The sequence below is a fragment of the Streptomyces sp. NPDC058469 genome (assembly GCF_042721125.1).
In the GTDB taxonomy this organism is placed as follows: Bacteria; Actinomycetota; Actinomycetes; order Streptomycetales; family Streptomycetaceae; genus Streptomyces.
This window is the reverse complement of record NZ_JBHXME010000002.1, coordinates 207,557-227,076: the sequence shown is the minus strand read 5'-3', so window position 1 is coordinate 227,076 and position 19,520 is coordinate 207,557. Positions and strand designations below refer to the sequence as shown.

Here is a 19,520-nt window from a genome sequence, read left to right as displayed (position 1 = left end):
CATGGGCGATGAGCTGCGGGTGGCGCGAGACTGAGGGCATGAATCCCGCACAGGTTGATGCCTATCTCCGTCGGCTGGGAGTCCAGCACCCGGCGGGGCCCACTGTCGATGTCCTGCGTGAGTTGCATCTGCGCCATCTGCAGACCGTGCCCTTCGAGAATCTGTCGATCCATCTGGGAGAGGAGATCGTGCTGGAGGAGAACCGGCTGCTGGACAAGGTGGTGGGCGCGGGCAGGGGCGGGTTCTGCTACGAAGTGAACGGACTGTTCGGAGCGTTGCTCACCGCGCTGGGTTTCGACGTCGCGCTGCTCGCGGCGCGGGTGTACGGGGACGAGGGGCGGCCGGGGATTCCATACGACCATCTCGCGCTGCGGGTGCGGACGGTGGACGGGGGTGCGTGGCTGGCCGACGTGGGGTTCGGGACGAACAGTCACTATCCGCTGGCCTTCGAGGAGCGGGGTGAACAGAAGGATCCCGGCGGCACGTTCAGGGTCGTCGCGTCGGGACCGGACGCGGCCGGGGTGCGGGGCGGCGTGTCCGGAGCGGGTGCGGGTGCGGGAGCGATTGCGGGGGAGGCGGCGGACCTGGATGTTGTCCGGAATGGAAAGCCCGAGTACCGCCTGGAAGTGCGGCCCCGGGTGCTCAGTGACTTCGTGGTCGGAGCGTGGTGGCACAGCACCTCGCCCGCGTCGCACTTCACCCGGTCACTGGTCTGCTCACGTCTCACGGACGACGGCGGAAGGGTCACGCTCAGCGGTCGGGGTCTGACGGTGACGGCGGCGGACGGGACGCGGGACATACGTGAACTGACCACGGACGAGGAGGTGTTGGCGGTGTACCGGGAACGGTTCGGGATCGAGCTGGGGGTAGTGCCGACGGTGCGTAAAACCACATAGGCCCGCATAGGACCATATAGGCCTGCGTAGACCCGGGGTGAGTTCGCGCAAGCCCGCCGCCGTACCGGAAAATGTCCCCGTGAGTGATGTGAGACATGTGCTGGTGCTGCCCGATCGTGACGCGGCTCAGGAGGCGGCGGAGGTGCTCGGGGAGCGGTTCGCGCTCGACGAGGAACCGCGGCTGGTGCGGGACGCGCTGGCCGGTGAGGACGATGCCGAGGACGCGCAGTGGCTGCTCGTTCTGCGGGACGAGGACGGGCGGCTCGATCCCGCGGAGCTGGACGCGTTCGCGGGGGAGTGGGACGGCTGGCGCGAGGAGCCGTGACCGCGCCGGTCGGCGGCGTTGCCGGCCGCGGACCGAGTCATCGGCACCGGTATCCCCACCCACCCACGGCATGCGGGACGCGTTGTCAGTGGCGCGTGCGATGCTTTACGAGATGGCCAGGAAGACTGCGAATGACGACCCTCTCGCCCCGGTGACGCTTGCCGTGGGCCAGGAGGACCTCCTGCTCGACCGTGCCGTGCGGGAGGTGGTGGCCGCTGCTCGGGCCTCCGACGCCGACACGGACGTACGTGACCTGACTTCGGACCAGCTGCAGCCCGGCACACTCGCCGAGTTGACCAGCCCGTCGCTCTTCGCGGAGCGCAAGGTCGTGGTCGTACGCAATGCGCAGGATCTGTCCGCGGACACGATCAAGGACGTGAAGGCGTATCTCGGGGCGCCCGCCGAGGAGATCACCCTGGTGCTGTTGCACGCGGGCGGGGTCAAGGGCAAAGGGCTGCTCGATGCCGCGCGCAAGGCGGGGGCGCGGGAGGTGGCCTGCCCGAAGATGACGAAGCCGGCGGACCGGTTGGCGTTCGTGCGGGGGGAGTTCCGGGCGACCGGGAGATCGGCCACGCCGGAGGCCTGCCAGTCGCTCGTCGACTCCATCGGCAGTGATCTGCGGGAGCTGGCGTCCGCTGTCTCCCAGTTGGTCGCCGACGTCGAGGGGACCATCGACGAGGCGATCGTCGGGCGGTACTACACGGGGCGGGCCGAGGCGTCGAGCTTCACGGTCGCGGACCGGGCCGTGGAAGGGCGGGCGGCGGAGGCGCTGGAGGCGTTGCGGTGGTCGTTGTCCACCGGGGTGGCGCCGGTGCTGATCACCAGCGCGTTGGCGCAGGGGGTGCGGGCGATCGGGAAGCTGTCGTCCGCGCGTGGGGGACGGCCGGCGGATCTGGCGCGTGAGCTGGGGATGCCGCCGTGGAAGATCGACCGGGTACGGCAGCAGATGCGGGGGTGGACACCGGACGGGGTCTCCGCCGCGCTGCGGGCGGTGGCCGAGGCGGACGCGGGAGTGAAGGGCGGGGGGGACGATCCGGGGTACGCGTTGGAGAAGGCGGTCGTAGCGATCGCCCGGGCGGCCCGGTCCCGGGGACAGGCCTAGCGCTCTGCCCCAGTGGTGGGACAAAGGACGGCACAGTCATAGGAACAGAGGCGGGACACCGCAGGGAAGTACTGCGGGACGGGGATACAGCAATGCCCCCGAAGTGGGTCCGGGGGCACTGTACGTGGCGTGGCGACCACGATGTCTGTCCGTGAATCGAGGTAGAGGGCTCGACGTTGTCCTCACGGTGGATTGCTACTGGTCCGGTCCGCGCGAGCGCGGGCCGAGGCAAGTGCGGAGGATCAGCCCTTGAGCGCGGTGACCTTGGAAGCAAGCGCCGACTTCTTGTTGGCGGCCTGGTTCTTGTGGATGACGCCCTTCGCGACGGCCTTGTCGAGCTGACGCGCGGCAGCGCGCTGGTACTCGGTGGCCTTCTCGACGTCACCCGCGGTAGCGGCTTCGCGGGCCTTGCGGATCGCGGTCTTCAGGGAGGACTTGACGGCCTTGTTGCGCAGCCGAGCCTTCTCGTTGGTCTTGATCCGCTTGATCTGGGACTTGATGTTCGCCACGAATGAGCCTTTGCAGGTTCTGGCACGGGGCCGCACGGGTCCCGGGCCGATGATTTTCCTTGGGTTGCGTCTCGCGCCGAGAGGGCAGGAGACACAGCTACCCAGGTTACCAGCCGCCCACCGGGCCACCCAAACCGGTCGCCGGGGAGGCATCGGTTACCGTCCCGTGCCGGGATAAACCGGACGGTTCCCCTTGCCTGCCGGGCCTAAGCCGGCCCCCACCGAACCACTCTCGAAACCCGCCCCAGAGCCCCCAACCCCACCCCTGAAACCCACCCCCGAACCCCCATGGTCACCCACCCGCACCGGCCCAAACCGGACCGCACCTCCCACGCGTGGGACGATGGAGCCTACGTATCGATCCGACCCGAGACCGCAGACACTGCGGACGCCTCAAGAATCAGGACCCTGCGTGCCCGCGATCCCCAGCCATGTGCCCGAGCCGAGCCGTACCGACCCGGCGCTGATCCGCAATTTCTGCATCATCGCGCACATCGACCATGGCAAGTCCACGCTCGCCGACCGGATGCTCCAGCTGACCGGAGTGGTCGACCAGCGGCAGATGCGTGCTCAGTACCTCGACCGCATGGACATCGAGCGCGAGCGTGGCATCACGATCAAGTCCCAGGCGGTGCGTCTGCCGTGGGCCCCGACCCTCGGGGACAGCCAGGGCAGTACCCACATCCTCAACATGATCGACACCCCGGGACACGTCGACTTCACGTACGAGGTCTCGCGGTCGCTCGCCGCCTGCGAGGGCACCGTGCTGCTCGTGGACGCCGCCCAGGGCATCGAGGCCCAGACCCTCGCCAACCTCTACCTGGCGATGGAGAACGAGCTCACGATCATCCCCGTACTGAACAAGATCGACCTGCCGGCCGCGCAGCCCGAGAAGTTCGCGGAGGAGCTGGCCAATCTCGTCGGGTGCGAGCCCGATGACGTGCTGCGGGTGTCCGCCAAGACCGGCATCGGTGTCGACGTACTGCTCAACAAGGTGGTCAAGGAGGTCCCGGCGCCGGTCGGGAACGCGGACGCGCCCGCCCGCGCGATGATCTTCGACTCCGTCTACGACTCCTACCGCGGCGTCGTGACGTACATCCGAGTCATCGACGGGCAGCTCACCAAGCGCGAGAAGATCCGGATGATGTCCACGAACGCCACGCACGAGCTGCTGGAGATCGGGACGAACTCGCCGGAGATGCTCGGCGCGGACGGGCTCGGGGTCGGCGAGGTCGGCTATCTGATCACCGGTGTGAAGGACGTCCGCCAGTCCAAGGTCGGTGACACGATCACCACCCTGCACAAGGGCGCGACCGAGGCGCTCGGCGGTTACAAGGACCCCAAGCCGATGGTCTTCTCGGGCCTGTATCCGCTGGACGGGTCCGACTACCCGGAGCTGCGCGAGGCCCTCGACAAGCTGCAGCTCAACGACGCCGCGCTCGTCTACGAGCCGGAGACCTCCGCCGCCCTCGGCTTCGGTTTCCGCGTCGGTTTCCTCGGTCTGCTGCACCTGGACGTGATCCGGGAGCGGCTGGAGCGCGAGTTCGGGCTCGACCTCATCGCGACCGCGCCGAACGTGGTGTACCGGGTCGAGATGGAGGACGGCAGCGAGCACGTCGTCACCAACCCGAGCGAGTTCCCCGAGGGGAAGATCGACAAGGTCTACGAGCCTGTCGTACGCGCGACGATCCTCGCGCCGTCGGAGTTCATCGGCTCGATCATGGAGCTGTGCCAGACCCGGCGCGGCACCCTGCTCGGCATGGACTACCTCTCCGAGGACCGCGTCGAGATCCGCTACACGCTTCCCCTCGCCGAGATCGTCTTCGACTTCTTCGACCAGCTGAAGTCCAAGACCCGCGGCTATGCCTCGCTCGACTACGAGCCCACCGGCGAGGTGTCCTCCAGCCTGGTCAAGGTCGACATCCTGCTGCACGGCGACAAGGTGGACGCCTTCTCGGCGATCACGCACAAGGACGCGGCGTACGCGTACGGGGTGCGGTTGGTCGCCAAGCTGCGGGAGCTGATCCAGCGGCAGGCCTTCGAGATTCCCATCCAGGCGGCCATCGGCTCCCGGGTCATCGCCCGCGAGACGATCCGCGCCATCCGCAAGGATGTCCTCGCCAAGTGCTACGGCGGTGACATCTCCCGTAAGCGGAAGCTGCTGGAGAAGCAGAAGGAGGGCAAGAAGCGGATGAAGATGGTGGGTTCCGTGGAGGTTCCCCAGGAGGCCTTCATCGCGGTGCTGTCCAGCGACGACAGCGGTCCCGGAGCCAAGGGCAAGAAGTAGCGGCCCCGTACACCGAAATTCCGGACGATAGCCAGGCGATTCACAGGGCCCGTTGCGCTTTCGCGCGGCGGGCCCTATGTGTTGGCTCTGTGCGGAGCGGACCCGGCTCTGTGCGAAGTGACAGTCCGCCGCCCCTTACGCACCGGCCGGTCGCGGCTTACTCTGATCACTGCTCGATAGTTACTCGCGAGTTAAACAACAGCCGAATGAGCCACCAGCCGCATTGAGTCGACCGTCTCAGCAATGAGCCGACCGCCTCAGTATTGAGTCAACCGCCGCAGCAACAAGCCAGCAGCCGCACTGTCGCGGGCCCCGGAGGATGTCGTGAGCGACACACAGACCCTGATCGAGAACCGTCCGCCGTCCGTGGCGGGCCTCTTCCTGGAGCGCGTGGCGGCCACGCCCGACGCCGAGGCCTACCGCTACCCGGTGCCGGCGGCCTCCGGTGAGGGCCCCGACGACTGGAAGTCGCTGACCTGGGCGCAGGCCGCCGAGCGGGTCTTCGCGATCGCGGCCGGTCTGATCGAACTGGGCATACAGCCCGAGGAGCGCGTCGCGCTCGCCTCCGCCACCCGCGTCGAGTGGATCCTCGCCGACCTGGGCATCCTGTGCGCCGGCGCCGCCACGACCACGGTGTACCCGCAGACCAACGCCGACGAGTCGACGTTCATCCTCTCCGACTCCGGCAGCAAGGTCCTCATCGCGGAGGACGCGGCACAGCTCGCCAAGGCGCGGGAGAAGCGCGCCGAACTGCCCGAGCTGACACACGTCGTGGTCATCGACCCGACCGGCGTCGAGACCGGCGGGACCGGAGAGAACGGCGAACCCGGCGACTGGGTGCTGACCCTCGCCGAGCTGGAGCAGCGCGGTGCCGCGTACCTGGAGAAGAACCCGGACCTGATCAAGGAGCGGGTCGGGGCCATCACCAAGGACCAGCTCGCGACGATCATCTACACCTCGGGTACGACCGGCCGTCCCAAGGGTGTCCGTCTTCCGCACGACAACTGGTCGTACCTGGCGAAAGCCATCGCCGCGACCGGGCTGCTCGGCTCGGACGACGTGCAGTACCTGTGGCTGCCGCTCGCGCACGTCTTCGGCAAGGTGCTCACGTCCGGGCACATCGAGATCGGGCACGTCACCGCCGTCGACGGCCGGGTCGACAAGATCATCGAGAATCTGCCGATCGTGCAGCCGACGTACATGGCGGCCGTTCCGCGCATCTTCGAGAAGGTCTACAACGGGGTCGCGGCCAAGGCACGGGCCGGTGGCCCCTCCAAGTACAAGGTCTTCCAGTGGGCGGCCGAGGTCGCCCGCGAGTACGCCAAGGTCACCCAGGACAACTTCCGCCGCACCGGCACGGCCACCGCGCCCTTCGGTCTCGCCGCCAAGCACAAGGTCGCCGACGCGCTGGTCTACGCGAAGATCCGCGAGGCCTTCGGCGGCAAGCTGCGCGCCTGTGTCTCGGGCAGCGCCGCGCTCGCGCCCGACATCGGCTACTTCTTCGCCGGCGCCGGCATCCACATCCTGGAGGGCTACGGCCTGACCGAGTCCTCCGCGGCCTCCTTCGTGAACCCCGGCGAGGCCTACCGCACCGGCACGGTCGGCAAGCCGCTGCCCGGCACGGAGGTGCGCATCGCGGACGACGGCGAGATCCTGCTGCGCGGCCCCGGCATCATGGAGGGCTACCACGGGCTGCCCGAGAAGACCGCCGAAGTCCTGGAGTCGGACGGCTGGTTCCACACCGGCGACATCGGCGAGCTGTCCCCGGACGGCTACCTCCGCATCACCGACCGCAAGAAGGACCTCATCAAGACGTCCGGCGGCAAGTACATCGCGCCCGCCGAGGTCGAGGGCCAGTTCAAGGCCGTGTGCCCGTACGTCTCCAACATCCTTGTGCACGGCGCCGACCGGAACTTCTGCACCGCCCTCATCGCCCTCGACGAACCGTCCATCCTGGAGTGGGCGAAGGACAACGGCCTGGCCGGCAAGTCCTACGCCGAGGTCGTCGCCGCGCCCGCGACGGTCGCCATGGTCGAGGCCTACGTCAAGGAACTCAACGAGGGTCTCCAGCGCTGGCAGACCATCAAGAAGTTCCGCCTCCTCCCGCGCGACCTGGACGTCGAACACGGCGAGATCACCCCGAGCCTCAAGCTCAAGCGGCCCGTGGTGGAACGGGAGTACAAGCACCTGATCGACGAGATGTACGCGGGTTCGCGCGAAGCGTGATCATTTGCCGGGCCCCGAGCCCCGAAGGGCCGCGGGGTCCGGCAGGGGCGCGGGGCTGTGTCTATTTGCGGCTCCGCCGCGTGGGCGCGCCCAGCCCCCACCGACCCGCGCGTAACAAACTGCCTACCTGGTCGAGCGCCGCCGCAACTCCCGCACCAGCTGCCCCATCTCCCGCACCTGATGCCGAAGTTCCTGCACCTCGTCCACGGAGCTCGCAGCCATCTGCGCCTCGATCTCCTTGAGCCGCAACGCCAGTTCGTCGAACTGCCCCTGCTCACGCGCCAGCATCCGCTCCAACAGCTGGTTCTTACGGTGCAGTTCGAGAAAGACACTGACCTTGGCCCGCAGCACCCAGGGGTCGAACGGCTTGGTCAAGTAGTCGGCGGCACCCGTGGCATAACCACGGAACGCATACCCCGTGTCGGAGTCCGTGCCGGTCAGGAAGATGATCGGCACGTCCTTGGTCTGGTCGAGCCGTTTGATGTTGGCCGCGGTCTCGAACCCGTCCATGCCCGGCATGCGGATGTCGAGCAGAACCACCGCGAAGCGCTGCCGGAGCAGCGCCTTCATCGCCTCCTCGCCCGAACGAGCCCGTACCAGCGGCTCGTTGAGGGACCCCAGGACGGCCTCCAGCGCGACCAGGTTGTCCTCCATGTCGTCGACCAGGAGGATGGCGGCACTCTCGTCGGTCGTTGCCTCAGCGCTCATGATGACTGTGCCTCACTCAGTCGTCGGCGGTGCCGCCGTCTCCCCTGAAGTACCCGGACCTGAAGTACCCGGATCCGCCACCGTGATGTCCGCGGACGCGGCCCCGGACTCGGCCTCGGGATCCAGGAGGGCGCAGACGACGCTCAGCAACTGGTCGACGTCCACCGGCTTCGGTACGTAGTCGTTGGCACCCCGCGCGATGGATTTCTCCCGGTCGCCCGGCATCGCCTTGGCGGTGAGCGCGACGATGGGCAGCCCGGTCCAGCGCGGGGCGCGGCGGATGGCGGCGATGGTCTCGTACCCGTCCATCTCCGGCATCATGATGTCCATCAGCACGAGTTCGACGTCGGGATTGCGCTCCAGGGTCTCGATGCCCTCGCGGCCGTTCTCCGCGTAGAGCACCGGCATGCCGACCCGGCCCAGCACGTGGGTGAGCGCGAAGACGTTGCGGATGTCGTCGTCCACGATCAACACCCGCCGCCCGGGCAGCACTTGACCGGCACGCCCGGCCTTCCACGCTTCCAACTTGGTGGGCGTCGGCCATGAGTCGTCCACCTCGGTCGAGGTGAACGGCTCGCTGGACAACTGCTCCGGCAGCAGCGGCAGTTCGCGGTCCTCGGTGAGCGGCCCGCCGCCCGCCGCGTGCCCGGGGCTGACGACGGGGACGTAGAGAGTGAAGGTGGACCCCTGTCCCGGCTCGCTCTCGGCGACGATACGGCCGCCCAACAGGCCGGAGATCTCACGGCTGATCGACAACCCCAGCCCCGTACCGCCGTACTTGCGGTTGGTCGTGCCGTCGGCCTGCTGGAACGCCTCGAAGATCACCGGGAGTTTCTCGGCGGCGATCCCGATCCCGGTGTCGGAGACGGCGAACACGATGACCTCGTCGCTGTCGTCGGAGTAGCGGTGCTCGGGGTCCTTGACCCGGTTGACGCGGAGTTCGACGCGGCCCGTCGCGGTGAACTTGATGGCGTTGGACAGCAGGTTGCGCAGGATCTGCTGGAGCCGCTGCTCGTCCGACCACATCTCGCGCGGTACGTCCTCGCCCACCGACACCTCGAAGGAGAGCCCTCGGTCCAGGGTGAGCGGGCGGAACGTGGCGTGGACGTAGTCGAGCAGCTTGATGAGGGGGAGCCGCTTCGGGCGTACGTCCATGCGGCCGGCCTCGATCTTCGACAGGTCGAGGATGTCGTTGATGAGCTGGAGCAGGTCCGAGCCGGAGCGGTGGATCGTGGTCGCGAACTGCACTTCCTGGTCGGAGAGACGGCCGTCAGGGTTGTCGGAGAGCAGCCGGGCCAGGATCAGCAACGAGTTGAGTGGCGTGCGGAGTTCGTGCGACATGTTCGCCAGGAACTCCGACTTGTACTGCGACGAGGTCGCCAACAGAGCCGCCTTCTCCTCCAGTTCGGCGTTGGACCGCTGCAACTCGGCCTGCTGCTTCTGGAGTTCGTCCGAACGTTCCTGCAACTGCGTCGCCAGCCGCTGGGACTCGCCGAGCAGGGACTCCGTGCGGGAGTTGGCGATGATGGTGTTGATCGCGACGCCGATGGTGTTCACGAACTGGTCGAAGAAGGCGAGGTGGACGTCGGAGAAGCGGGAGAAGGAGGCCAGTTCGATCACGCCGAGGAGCTTGTCCTCGAAGATGATCGGGATGATGACCACGCTCGCCGGGGCGGCTTCACCCAGCCCGCTGTTGATTTTGATGTAGTCCGGCGGCGCCTCCTCCACCAGGATCCGCTTCTTCTCCCGCGCCGCCTGCCGGACCAGCCCGTGCACGGGCATGGCGCCCGTGTCCACGGTCGCGCCCTGCGCCGACCCGTACCCGGCGATGAAGGCAAGTCCCTTGGCGGGGATGGCCGTTCGCAGGCTGTCCTCGTCGGGATCGGCCAGGAAGAACGCCCCGTACTGCGCGTTCACCAGCGGTGTCAGTTCGCGCAGGATCAGGTCGGCGACCTCCATCAGGTCCCGGTGCCCCTGCATCAGCGCGGCGAGGCGGGCCAGGTTGGACTCCAGCCAGTCCTTCGCGCGGGTCGTCTCACGGAGGTTGGCCACCATCAGGTTGATGTTGTTCTTGAGCTCGGTGACCTCGCCCTGGGTCTCCACCGTGATCGAGCGGGACATGTCGCCCTGCGCCACCGCCGAGGCCACCTCGGCGATCGCGCGGACCTGCGTCGTCAGGTTCAGCGCGAGTTCGTTCACGTTGGTCGTCAGGCGCTTCCAGGTGCCGTAGACGCCCTCCACCCGTGCCTGGCCGCCGAGTTGGCCCTCGGAGCCGACCTCGCGGGCCACGCGGGTGACCTCGGAGGAGAAGGAGGAGAGGGTGTCGACCATCGTGTTGATGGTGGTCTTGAGTTCGAGGATCTCCCCGCGTGCGTCGACATCGATCTTCTTCGACAGGTCGCCCTGCGCCACCGCGGTCGCGACCTGGGCGATGTTCCGTACCTGCGAAGTCAGGTTGTCGGCCATGTAGTTGACGTTGTCGGTCAGGTCGCGCCAGACGCCGGAGACGCCCAACACCTGGGCGCGTCCGCCGAGTCGGCCGTCGGTGCCGACCTCGCGGGCCACCCGGGTCACCTCGTCGGCGAAGGCGCGCAGCTGCTCCACCATCGTGTTGACGGTGTCCTTCAGCTCCAGGATCTCGCCGCGCGCGTCGACGGTGATCTTCTTCGACAGGTCGCCGTTGGCGACGGCGGTGGTCACCTGGGCGATGTTCCGTACCTGTGAAGTCAGGTTCAGTGCCATGAAGTTGACGTTGTCCGTCAGGTCCTTCCAGACCCCGCTGACGCCCCGCACCTGCGCCTGGCCGCCGAGGTTCCCCTCCGTGCCGACCTCGCGGGCCACGCGCGTCACTTCGTCCGCGAAGGCCGACAGCTGGTCCACCATCGTGTTGATCGTGGACTTCAGCTCCAGGATCTCGCCCTTGGCCTCCACCGTGATCTTCTTGCCGAGGTCGCCCTGCGCGACGGCGGTGGACACGAGCGCGATGTTGCGGACCTGCGAAGTCAGGTTGTCCGCCATGAAGTTGACGTTGTCGGTCAGGTCTTTCCAGACGCCGCTGACGCCCCGTACCTGTGCGCGTCCGCCGAGGTTGCCCTCGGTGCCGACCTCGCGGGCCACCCGGGTGACCTCGTCCGCGAAGGCCGACAGCTGGTCCACCATCGTGTTGATGGTCGACTTCAGCTCCAGGATCTCGCCCTGCGCGTCCACGGTGATCTTCTGCGAGAGGTCGCCGTTCGCCACGGCGGTCGTCACCTGGGCGATGTTCCGTACCTGTGAAGTCAGGTTCGAGGCCATGAAGTTGACGTTGTCGGTGAGGTCCTTCCAGACCCCGGACACGCCCCGCACCTGCGCCCGACCGCCCAACTGGCCCTCGGTGCCCACCTCGCGGGCGACGCGCGTCACCTCGTCGGCGAACGCGGAGAGCTGGTCGACCATCGTGTTCACGGTGAGCTTGAGTTCGAGCAGTTCGCCGGTCGCCTCGACCGTGACCGTACGCGTCAGGTCGCCGCGCGCCACCGCCGTCGTCACCAGGGCGATGTCCCGCACCTGCGCGGTCAGCCGGGACGCCATCGTGTTGACCGCCTCGGTCACATCACGCCAACTGCCCGACAGGCGCGTCACCTTGGCCCGGCCGCCGAGCCGTCCCTCGGTGCCGACCTCGCGGGCCACCCGGGTCACCTCGCCGGTGAACAGGGAGAGTTGGTCGACCATCTTGTTCACGGCCCGGCCGAGATGCCGTAGATCGCCCCTCAACTGCCTGCTGCCGTCGTGCAGATCGACCCGCTGGGTCAGGTCGCCGCCCGCCACCGCGTCCAGGACGCGGGTCGCGTTGGCGGCAGGGGCCACCAGTGCGTCGAGGAGCTGGTTGACGTCGTTGACGCGGGAGGTCCAGCCGCCCTGGCCGGGGCTCGCCGAGAGGCGTTCGTCGAGGCGGCCGTGGCGGACCAGCTCGCGTTTGACGCGCTGCGCCTCGGAGTTGAAGTGGGTGCTGCGGTCCATGATCTGGTTGAAGGCGGCGGTCAGTTCGGCCACCATGCCGTGGCCCGTCTCCGGCGCCTTCGTGAAGTCGCCGTCCCGGGCGGCCGTCATCACGGCGAGCAGTGGACGGAGATCCGATGCTCGAATCCAGTCGTCTTTGTGACCGTCTTCGAGCACACGCGTAGCACTGTTCTCACTCATGGCGGCCCACTTCGGTAACTCGGCGCTTATGGCCGCGGTCAGTCTGTCACTCTGTCCGCATCGATCGAGGCGTATTCGTCCGAACTGCTCGGGGAGCTGCGCATGGGGGCCATACCGACGCAACGGGAGACCACTTCGCGTGCTCCCGATGCGCCCGCGCACCACGGCGCGGACCGGTGTACGACGGTGCGCGCCACGCTGTCCGGCAGCCCCCTCGCGCCCGGTTCCGCTCGCGGTCTGGTGCGCGCCGCGCTCCGCGAGTGGGCCGAACTCGGCCTGCCCGGCACCGAGAAGCTCACCGACCGGCTGGCCGACGACGCGATGGTCGTCGTCAGCGAACTCGTCACCAACGCCGTCGTACACGCGGGCACGGACGTCGAGTTGGTGTGCCGCCTTGAGGACACGGACTCGATCGTCGTCGAGGTCGCCGACCACCACCCCTCCCGCGCCCCGCGCGACAACAGTGCCGAACCGGCGTACGAGACACCGGAGTTCGGCCGCGGCCTGCGCCTCGTCTCCACGCTCGCCGAGGCCTGGGGCGTCACCTACCGCACCGGCGTCAAGACGGTATGGGCCCGGCTGCCAGCCGAAGGCACCCCGGCCGCCGAGGAGTTGGAGACGTACGCGGGGGAGCGCGGCCTCCGCGTCGCCGAGATCCTCGCCCCCGAACCTCCCCCACACTCGGCTTCGCTCGACCGGGGGGACCCCCATCGCGCCGAACGCGACCGGGACTGGCTCGGCCGAGGCGCCCTCTCCTTTCTCGCCGAGGCCTCCGACCTCCTCGCCGGACAGCTCGACGAGGATCTCGTCGCCGCGCTCGCCGGACAGCTGATCGTGCCGAGGCTGGCCGACTGGTGCGCCGTATGGCTGGAGGACGAGGCGACGGGCCGCGGCGGAGGCTGGGGCGAGAGCGCCGGGGCCGGCGCCGGGCCGCGCCTGGCCCGGGTCTGGCACGGCAGCGAGAACCGCATCGAGGAACTGCGCGGCGCCCTGGAGAAGCACCCGCCCCGCCCGCCCGACTCCCTGCGGCCCGTGTCCTACCCTTGGCCCGCCGACGCCCTCGGCCCGCACGGGACGTACGGCGCGGCACTGGCGTACCGGCTGATCGCGGGCGGCCGTCCGCTCGGCACGCTGGTCATCGGACGGTCCGGGCTGCCCCGTTTTCCCGACGAGGTCACCGGCCTGGTCGAGGATCTCAGCCGCCGCGTCGCGCTCGCGATCGGCGCGGCCCGCCAGTACGCCCGCCAGGCCACCATCAGCCGCGTCCTCCAGCGCGGCCTGCTGCCCGGCGCCGTCGCCGAGATCCCCGGCCTGCACAGCGCCCTCGTCTACGAGCCGTGCGACAAGGGCGGCCCCAGCGGCGACTTCTACGACGTGTTCCCGGCCGGCGACGGCCGCTGGTGCTTCGCCCTCGGCGACGTCCAGGGCAAGGGCCCCGAGGCCGCCGTAGTGATCGGACTGGCCCGCCCGTGGCTGCGGCTCCTCGCCCGCGAGGGCTACCGCGTCGCCGACGTCCTCGACCGCCTCAACCAGCTCCTCCTCGACGACGCCACCGAGGCCGCCGACGCGGCGGCCCACGCGCTGGTGGCGGCGGGTGGCATGCCGGGCCCGGTCGGCGACGGCCCCCGCTTCCTCTCCCTCCTCTACGGCGAGCTGGTCCCCTTCGACGGCGGCGTCCGCTGCACCCTCGCCTCCGCCGGACACCCACTGCCGCTGCTCCTCGGGCCGGACGGCAGCGTCGGTACGGCAGCCCGCCCGCAGACCCTCCTCGGGGTCATCGAGGACGCCACGTACACCAGCGAGACCTTCGAACTGCGCCCCGGCGACAGCCTGTTGTGCGTCACGGACGGGGTGACCGAGCGGCGCTCCGGCTCCGTCCAGTTCGACGACGGCGACGGCCTCGCGATCGCGCTCGCCGAGTGCGCGGGGCTGAGCGCCGAGCTGATCGCGGAGCGGATCAAACGGCTGGTGCACGAGTTCGGCGGCCGACCCCCGGAGGACGACATGGCGCTGCTGGTGCTCCAGGCGGAATAGGCGGAAGGAGGCGGAAGAGGTGGTGCAGGCGGAAGAGGCGGAGCGGACAGTCGTACGGGTGCTGGACAATGGAGGACATGCCTTCCGCACTCCCCGACGGCGAGCCCGTCCCCGATGACGGCGCCCTGCCCGCCCCGGCGCTCGCCGGGGCCGCAGACCGACCCCTCGGGTTCTATCTGCACGTCCCGTACTGCGCGACCCGCTGCGGCTACTGCGACTTCAACACCTACACGGCGACCGAGCTGCGCGGCACGGGCGGAGTGCTGGCCTCCCGCGACAACTACGCGGACACCCTGATCGACGAGGTCCGCCTGGCCCGCAAGGTCCTCGGCGACGACCCGCGCCCGGTCCGCACGGTCTTCGTCGGCGGCGGCACGCCCACGCTGCTCGCGGCGGGCGATCTCGTACGGATGCTGAGCGCGATCCGGGACGAGTTCGGCCTCGCGCCGGACGCGGAGATCACGACGGAGGCGAACCCGGAGTCGGTGGACCCGGCCTATCTGGCGGCCCTCCGCGACGGCGGCTTCAACCGCGTCTCCTTCGGCATGCAGAGCGCGAAACAGCACGTACTGAAAGTCCTGGACCGCACCCACACCCCCGGCCGCCCCGAGGCGTGCGTCGCGGAGGCCCGCGCGGTCGGCTTCGACCACGTCAACCTCGACCTGATCTACGGCACCCCGGGCGAGACGGACGACGACTGGCGCGCGTCCCTCGACTCCGCCCTCGGTGCGGGCCCCGACCACATCAGCGCGTACGCCCTGATCGTCGAGGAGGGCACCCAGCTGGCCCGCCGCATCCGCCGGGGCGAGGTCCCGATGACGGACGACGACGTGCACGCCGACCGCTATCTGATCGCGGACGAGGTGATGTCGGCGGCGGGCTTCGACTGGTACGAGGTGTCCAACTGGGCAACGTCGAATTCCGGCCGTTGTCTCCACAACGAGCTCTACTGGCGCGGCGCCGACTGGTGGGGCGCGGGCCCCGGAGCCCACTCGCACGTGGGCGGGGTGCGGTGGTGGAACGTGAAGCATCCGGGGGCGTACGCGGGTGCCCTCGCCTCCGGCCGCTCACCGGGCGCAGGCCGCGAGATCCTCTCGGCGGAGGACCGCCGGGTGGAGCGCATCCTGCTGGAGCTGCGGCTCCGCGAGGGGGCACCGCTGGACCTGCTCCACGAGGACGGCCTCAAGGCCTCCCGCCGGGCGCTCACGGACGGACTCCTGCAACAGCGGCCCTACGACGAGGGGCGCGCCGTGCTCACCCTGCGCGGGCGGCTCCTGGCCGACGCGGTGGTGCGGGACCTGGTGGACTGACGGGAACTGTCAGCGGTTGTGGTGCGGGACCTGGTGGGCTGATCGAACCCGTCAGTGGCCGTCGGGGGCCGTGACGAAGTCGATCAACTCCTCGACCCGCCCCAGCAGTTCCGGCTCCAGGTCCTTGTACGACCCCACCTTGGCCAGAATCGCCTGCCACACCGCACCGGTGTTTTCCGGCCAACCCAGGGACCGGCACACGCCCGTCTTCCAGTCCTGCCCGCGTGGGATCCGGGGCCAGGCGGTGATGCCCACGGAGGACGGTTTCACGGCCTCCCAGATGTCGATGTACGGGTGGCCGACGACGAGGGCGTGCTCGCTGGTGACCGACTGGGCGATGCGCCACTCCTTGGTGCCGGGGAGCAGGTGGTCGACCAGGATGCCGAGGCGCGCGTCCGGGCCCGGGGCGAATTCCTCCACGATGGCGGGCAGGTCGTCGACGCCCTCCAGGTACTCGACCACCACGCCCTCGATGCGCAGGTCGTCGCCCCACACCCGCTCGACGAGCTCGGCGTCGTGCCGGCCCTCCACGTAGATCCGCCCGGCGCGGGCCACGCGTGCGCGTGCACCGGGGACGGCCACCGAACCGGATGCCGTACGAGTGGGCCGTAGGGGACTGGAAGGCGGCCTGACCAGGGTCACCACCCTGCCCTCCAGGAGGAAGCCCCTCGGTTCCAGCGGGAACACCCGGTGCTTGCCGAAGCGGTCCTCCAGGGTGACCGTGCCGGCCTCGCAGCGGATCACCGCGCCGCAGAAACCGGTGCCCGGCTCCTCGACCACCAGGCCCGCCTCCGCGGGGACCTCGGGGGCCGGCTTGGGCTTCTTCCACGGCGGGGTCAGGTCGGCGGAGTACTGGCGCATTCGGATGACGATAGGAGAACCGGGCCGACCGCCGTCACGACACGCCGAAACGCGTTGCCAACGCGTCCCGTTGGGCCCGCACGAACCCCGCGTCCACCACCGCTCCGTGACCGGGCACGTACAGCGCGTCCTCCCCGCCCAGGTCGAGAAGCCGGTCAAGCGCGGCCGGCCAGTGCGACGGTACGGCGTCGGGGCCCGCCTGGGGTTCGCCGGACTCCTCGACGAGGTCGCCGCAGAAGACGACCGGCGGGGAGCCGGGGACGAGGACCGCGAGGTCGTGGGCCGTGTGTCCGGGGCCGACGTTCGCGAGCCTGACCTGCCGGTCTGCGCCCAGGGGGAGCGTCAGCTCGTCCGACACCAGGTGACGCGGGTACGTCAGGGCGTCCACGGCCTCGTCGGCCACGCGTGCGTGCAGCCCGTTTTCGACAGCGTCCGTGCGCAGCGCCTCCCGCTCACGCGTCAACACCCGCTCCACGCCCACCGCGCCGAACACCTCGACGCCCGTGAGCGCCGCGGCCCCGAAGACATGGTCGAAATGGGCGTGGGTGAGCGCGAGATGGGTCACACGGCGCCCGGCGAGCGCCTGCGCCTCCGTACGCAACCGCGCGCCCTCCGCGAGGCTCGACCCGGCGTCGATCATCAGCGCCGAACCGTCCCCGACGACCAGCCCGACCGTGCAGTCCCAGCCAGGCAGCCGGCACCGGCCCACCCCGGCCGCGACCCGCTCCCACCCCACCTCTTCCCAAGTCACCGTCATACGGCGACGCTAACGGTGACGGCACTCGGGGCGTGACATCGCAGGACCGGCCTTGCCCAGGGTGTACCTCACGGCCGTACACTGGGCCGGGGAACGCTGGCACTCACGCGCACAGAGTGCCAGGAAAGGGCAGCCCGGCAACAAAACGGCGACCAGAACTGGAGGTGTGCGCGATGCTCAGCGAACGCAGGCTTCAGGTGCTGCGCGCCATTGTCCAGGACTATGTCGGCACCGAGGAGCCAGTGGGGTCCAAGGCGCTCACCGAGCGGCACAGCCTCGGCGTCTCCCCGGCGACCGTGCGCAACGACATGGCGGCCCTGGAGGACGAGGGGTACATCGCCCAGCCGCACACCAGTGCGGGGCGTATCCCGACCGACAAGGGCTACCGGCTCTTCGTCGACAAGCTCGCCGGCGTCAAGCCGATGACCGGCCCCGAGCGCAAGGCGATCCAGAACTTCCTCGACGGCGCGGTCGACCTCGACGACGTCGTGGGCCGTACGGTACGGCTGCTCGCGCAGCTCACCCGGCAGGTCGCCGTCGTGCAGTACCCCTCGCTGACCCGCTCGACCGTCCGGCACGTGGAGCTGCTGTCGCTGGCCCCCGCGCGCGTGATGCTCGTGCTGATCACGGACACCGGGCGGGTCGAGCAGCGCATGGTCGACTGCCCGGCGCCGTTCGGCGAGGCCTCGCTCGCGGATCTGCGGGCGCGGCTCAACAGCCGGATCGCGGGCCGCCGCTTCGCGGACGTCCCGCAGCTCGTGCAGGACCTTCCGGAGGCCTTCGAGGGCGAGGACCGAGGCACGGTCGCGACGGTGCTCTCCACCCTCCTGGAGACGCTCGTCGAGGAGACCGAGGAGCGGCTGATGATCGGCGGCACCTCCAATCTGACCCGCTTCGGACATGACTTTCCCCTCACCATCCGCCCCATCCTGGAAGCGTTGGAGGAGCAGGTCGTGCTCCTCAAGTTGCTTGGTGAGGCGGGGGATTCGGGCATGACCGTACGGATCGGTCATGAGAACGCCTATGAGGGACTCAACTCCACGTCGGTGGTGTCGGTCGGCTACGGTTCGGGCATCGAGGCAGTCGCCAAGCTCGGCGTGGTCGGACCGACCCGCATGGACTACCCGGGAACGATGGGAGCGGTACGCGCAGTGGCACGGTACGTCGGACAGATCCTGGCGGAGTCATAAGTGGCCACGGACTACTACGCCGTTCTCGGCGTGCGTCGCGACGCGTCGCAGGATGAGATCAAGAAGGCCTTCCGCCGGCTCGCGCGCGAGCTGCACCCGGACGTGAATCCGGATCCGAAGACCCAGGAGCGGTTCAAGGAGATCAACGCCGCTTACGAGGTGCTCTCGGACCCGCAGAAGAAGCAGGTCTACGACCTCGGCGGCGACCCCCTCTCGCAGGCGGGCGGCGCGGGCGCGGGCTTCGGAGCCGGTGGCTTCGGGAACTTCTCGGACATCATGGACGCGTTCTTCGGTACGGCGTCGCAGCGCGGACCGCGCTCGCGCACCCGCCGGGGCCAGGACGCCATGATCCGGCTGGAGATCGAGCTCGACGAGGCTGCCTTCGGCACCACGAAGGACATCCAGGTCGACACGGCCGTCGTCTGCAACACCTGCAACGGCGAGGGCGCCGCCCCCGGCACCTCCGCACAGACCTGTGACATGTGTCGCGGTCGCGGTGAGGTCTCGCAGGTGACCCGGTCCTTCCTGGGCCAGGTCATGACGTCCCGCCCGTGCCCGCAGTGCCAGGGCTTCGGCACGGTCGTGCCGACGCCGTGCCCGGAGTGCGCCGGTGACGGCCGCGTCCGCTCGCGGCGCACGCTCACGGTCAAGATCCCGGCCGGTGTGGACAACGGCACGCGGATCCAGCTCGCGGGCGAGGGCGAGGTCGGCCCCGGCGGCGGCCCCGCCGGTGACCTGTACGTCGAGATCCACGAGCTGCCGCACGCGATGTTCCAGCGCCGCGGTGACGACCTGCACTGCACGGTCACGCTCCCGATGACGGCGGCGTCCCTCGGCACGAAGGTGCCGTTGGAGACGCTGGACGGCATGGAGGAGGTCGACATCCGACCGGGCACCCAGTCCGGCCAGTCGATCCCGCTGCACACCCGCGGCATCACACATCTGCGCGGCGGCGGCCGGGGCGACCTCATCGTCCACGTCGAGGTCACCACCCCGACCAAGCTGGACGTGGAACAGGAACGCCTGCTCCGCGAACTGGCCAAGCTGCGCGGCGAGGAGCGGCCCACGGGGACGTTCCAGCCGGGGCAGCAGGGGCTGTTCTCGCGCCTCAAGGACGCTTTCAACGGTCGCTGAGA

The 19,520-nt window shown here is 69.4% G+C and carries 14 protein-coding genes; 9 read left to right on the top strand and 5 right to left on the bottom strand.

Annotated elements, in window-relative coordinates:
* The first annotated feature begins 38 nt into the window (after window positions 1-38).
* The 3 genes from ACFWP5_RS02260 to holA all read left to right on the top strand — a co-directional run bounded on the left by ACFWP5_RS02260 (window position 39) and on the right by holA (window position 2,323).
* Window positions 39-896, top strand: coding sequence for an arylamine N-acetyltransferase (locus ACFWP5_RS02260; RefSeq protein WP_384149023.1), 858 nt, complete (start codon window positions 39-41; stop codon window positions 894-896).
* A 79-nt stretch (window positions 897-975) separates the two neighbouring features.
* Window positions 976-1,221 carry a hypothetical protein gene (locus tag ACFWP5_RS02255; RefSeq protein WP_033285933.1) on the top strand — a complete coding sequence of 82 codons (246 nt, stop codon included), beginning with the start codon at window positions 976-978 and terminating at the stop codon, window positions 1,219-1,221.
* Between the two features lie 112 nt (window positions 1,222-1,333).
* Complete coding sequence (gene holA / locus ACFWP5_RS02250; protein WP_384149021.1) at window positions 1,334-2,323, top strand: DNA polymerase III subunit delta; 990 nt, start codon at window positions 1,334-1,336, stop codon at window positions 2,321-2,323.
* A gap of 242 nt (window positions 2,324-2,565) precedes the next feature.
* Here the strand turns inward: holA and rpsT are convergent, their stop codons facing one another.
* Window positions 2,566-2,832 (bottom strand): 30S ribosomal protein S20, encoded by a 267-nt coding sequence (gene rpsT / locus ACFWP5_RS02245; protein WP_329249620.1) that lies wholly within the window; start codon window positions 2,830-2,832, stop codon window positions 2,566-2,568.
* A gap of 412 nt (window positions 2,833-3,244) precedes the next feature.
* Between rpsT and lepA the strand changes: the two genes are divergently transcribed.
* Complete coding sequence (lepA, locus tag ACFWP5_RS02240) at window positions 3,245-5,119, top strand: translation elongation factor 4 (RefSeq protein ID WP_384149019.1); 1,875 nt, start codon at window positions 3,245-3,247, stop codon at window positions 5,117-5,119.
* 324 nt (window positions 5,120-5,443) lie between these two features.
* The gene (locus ACFWP5_RS02235; RefSeq protein WP_384149017.1) at window positions 5,444-7,345 is read left to right on the top strand and encodes an AMP-dependent synthetase/ligase; all 1,902 of its coding nucleotides are present in this window, start codon (window positions 5,444-5,446) and stop codon (window positions 7,343-7,345) included.
* A 123-nt stretch (window positions 7,346-7,468) separates the two neighbouring features.
* Here ACFWP5_RS02235 and ACFWP5_RS02230 read toward each other — a convergent pair whose 3' ends face one another.
* Window positions 7,469-8,053, bottom strand: coding sequence for a response regulator (locus ACFWP5_RS02230; protein WP_384149015.1), 585 nt, complete (start codon window positions 8,051-8,053; stop codon window positions 7,469-7,471).
* Between the two features lie 12 nt (window positions 8,054-8,065).
* On the bottom strand, window positions 8,066-12,142 hold the full coding sequence (locus ACFWP5_RS02225) for a HAMP domain-containing protein (RefSeq protein WP_384149081.1): 4,077 nt from the start codon (window positions 12,140-12,142) through the stop codon (window positions 8,066-8,068).
* 192 nt (window positions 12,143-12,334) lie between these two features.
* Here ACFWP5_RS02225 and ACFWP5_RS02220 point away from each other — a divergent pair, with 192 nt between their 5' ends.
* A complete protein-coding gene (locus tag ACFWP5_RS02220; RefSeq protein ID WP_384149013.1) occupies window positions 12,335-14,266 on the top strand; it encodes a SpoIIE family protein phosphatase in 1,932 nt (643 codons plus the stop codon).
* 77 nt (window positions 14,267-14,343) lie between these two features.
* A complete protein-coding gene (gene hemW, locus ACFWP5_RS02215; protein WP_384149011.1) occupies window positions 14,344-15,576 on the top strand; it encodes a radical SAM family heme chaperone HemW in 1,233 nt (410 codons plus the stop codon).
* Window positions 15,577-15,627: 51 nt separating this feature from the next.
* Here hemW and ACFWP5_RS02210 read toward each other — a convergent pair whose 3' ends face one another.
* Together ACFWP5_RS02210 and ACFWP5_RS02205 are read right to left on the bottom strand one after the other, a co-directional pair.
* Window positions 15,628-16,437, bottom strand: coding sequence for a DUF3097 domain-containing protein (locus ACFWP5_RS02210; protein ID WP_384149009.1), 810 nt, complete (start codon window positions 16,435-16,437; stop codon window positions 15,628-15,630).
* A 34-nt stretch (window positions 16,438-16,471) separates the two neighbouring features.
* Window positions 16,472-17,194 carry an MBL fold metallo-hydrolase gene (locus ACFWP5_RS02205; protein ID WP_384149007.1) on the bottom strand — a complete coding sequence of 241 codons (723 nt, stop codon included), beginning with the start codon at window positions 17,192-17,194 and terminating at the stop codon, window positions 16,472-16,474.
* Between the two features lie 173 nt (window positions 17,195-17,367).
* Between ACFWP5_RS02205 and hrcA the strand changes: the two genes are divergently transcribed.
* Complete coding sequence (gene hrcA / locus ACFWP5_RS02200) at window positions 17,368-18,384, top strand: heat-inducible transcriptional repressor HrcA (RefSeq protein ID WP_384149005.1); 1,017 nt, start codon at window positions 17,368-17,370, stop codon at window positions 18,382-18,384.
* Window positions 18,385-19,518 (top strand): molecular chaperone DnaJ, encoded by a 1,134-nt coding sequence (gene dnaJ, locus ACFWP5_RS02195; protein ID WP_327404160.1) that lies wholly within the window; start codon window positions 18,385-18,387, stop codon window positions 19,516-19,518.
* The last annotated feature ends 2 nt before the right edge of the window (window positions 19,519-19,520 follow it).

Excerpts from the sequence above, each read along its gene's own strand:
- holA (WP_384149021.1), top strand. The coding sequence starts at position 1,334 with ATGGCCAGGAAGACTGCGAATGACGACCCTCTCGCCCCGGTGACGCTT.
- hrcA (WP_384149005.1), top strand. The coding sequence starts at position 17,368 with ATGCTCAGCGAACGCAGGCTTCAGGTGCTGCGCGCCATTGTCCAGGAC.
- ACFWP5_RS02230 (WP_384149015.1), bottom strand. The coding sequence starts at position 8,053 with ATGAGCGCTGAGGCAACGACCGACGAGAGTGCCGCCATCCTCCTGGTC.
- ACFWP5_RS02260 (WP_384149023.1), top strand. The coding sequence starts at position 39 with ATGAATCCCGCACAGGTTGATGCCTATCTCCGTCGGCTGGGAGTCCAG.
- hemW (WP_384149011.1), top strand. The coding sequence starts at position 14,344 with ATGCCTTCCGCACTCCCCGACGGCGAGCCCGTCCCCGATGACGGCGCC.
- ACFWP5_RS02220 (WP_384149013.1), top strand. The coding sequence starts at position 12,335 with ATGGGGGCCATACCGACGCAACGGGAGACCACTTCGCGTGCTCCCGAT.
- ACFWP5_RS02225 (WP_384149081.1), bottom strand. The coding sequence starts at position 12,142 with ATGACGGCCGCCCGGGACGGCGACTTCACGAAGGCGCCGGAGACGGGC.
- ACFWP5_RS02205 (WP_384149007.1), bottom strand. The coding sequence starts at position 17,194 with ATGACGGTGACTTGGGAAGAGGTGGGGTGGGAGCGGGTCGCGGCCGGG.
- ACFWP5_RS02210 (WP_384149009.1), bottom strand. The coding sequence starts at position 16,437 with ATGCGCCAGTACTCCGCCGACCTGACCCCGCCGTGGAAGAAGCCCAAG.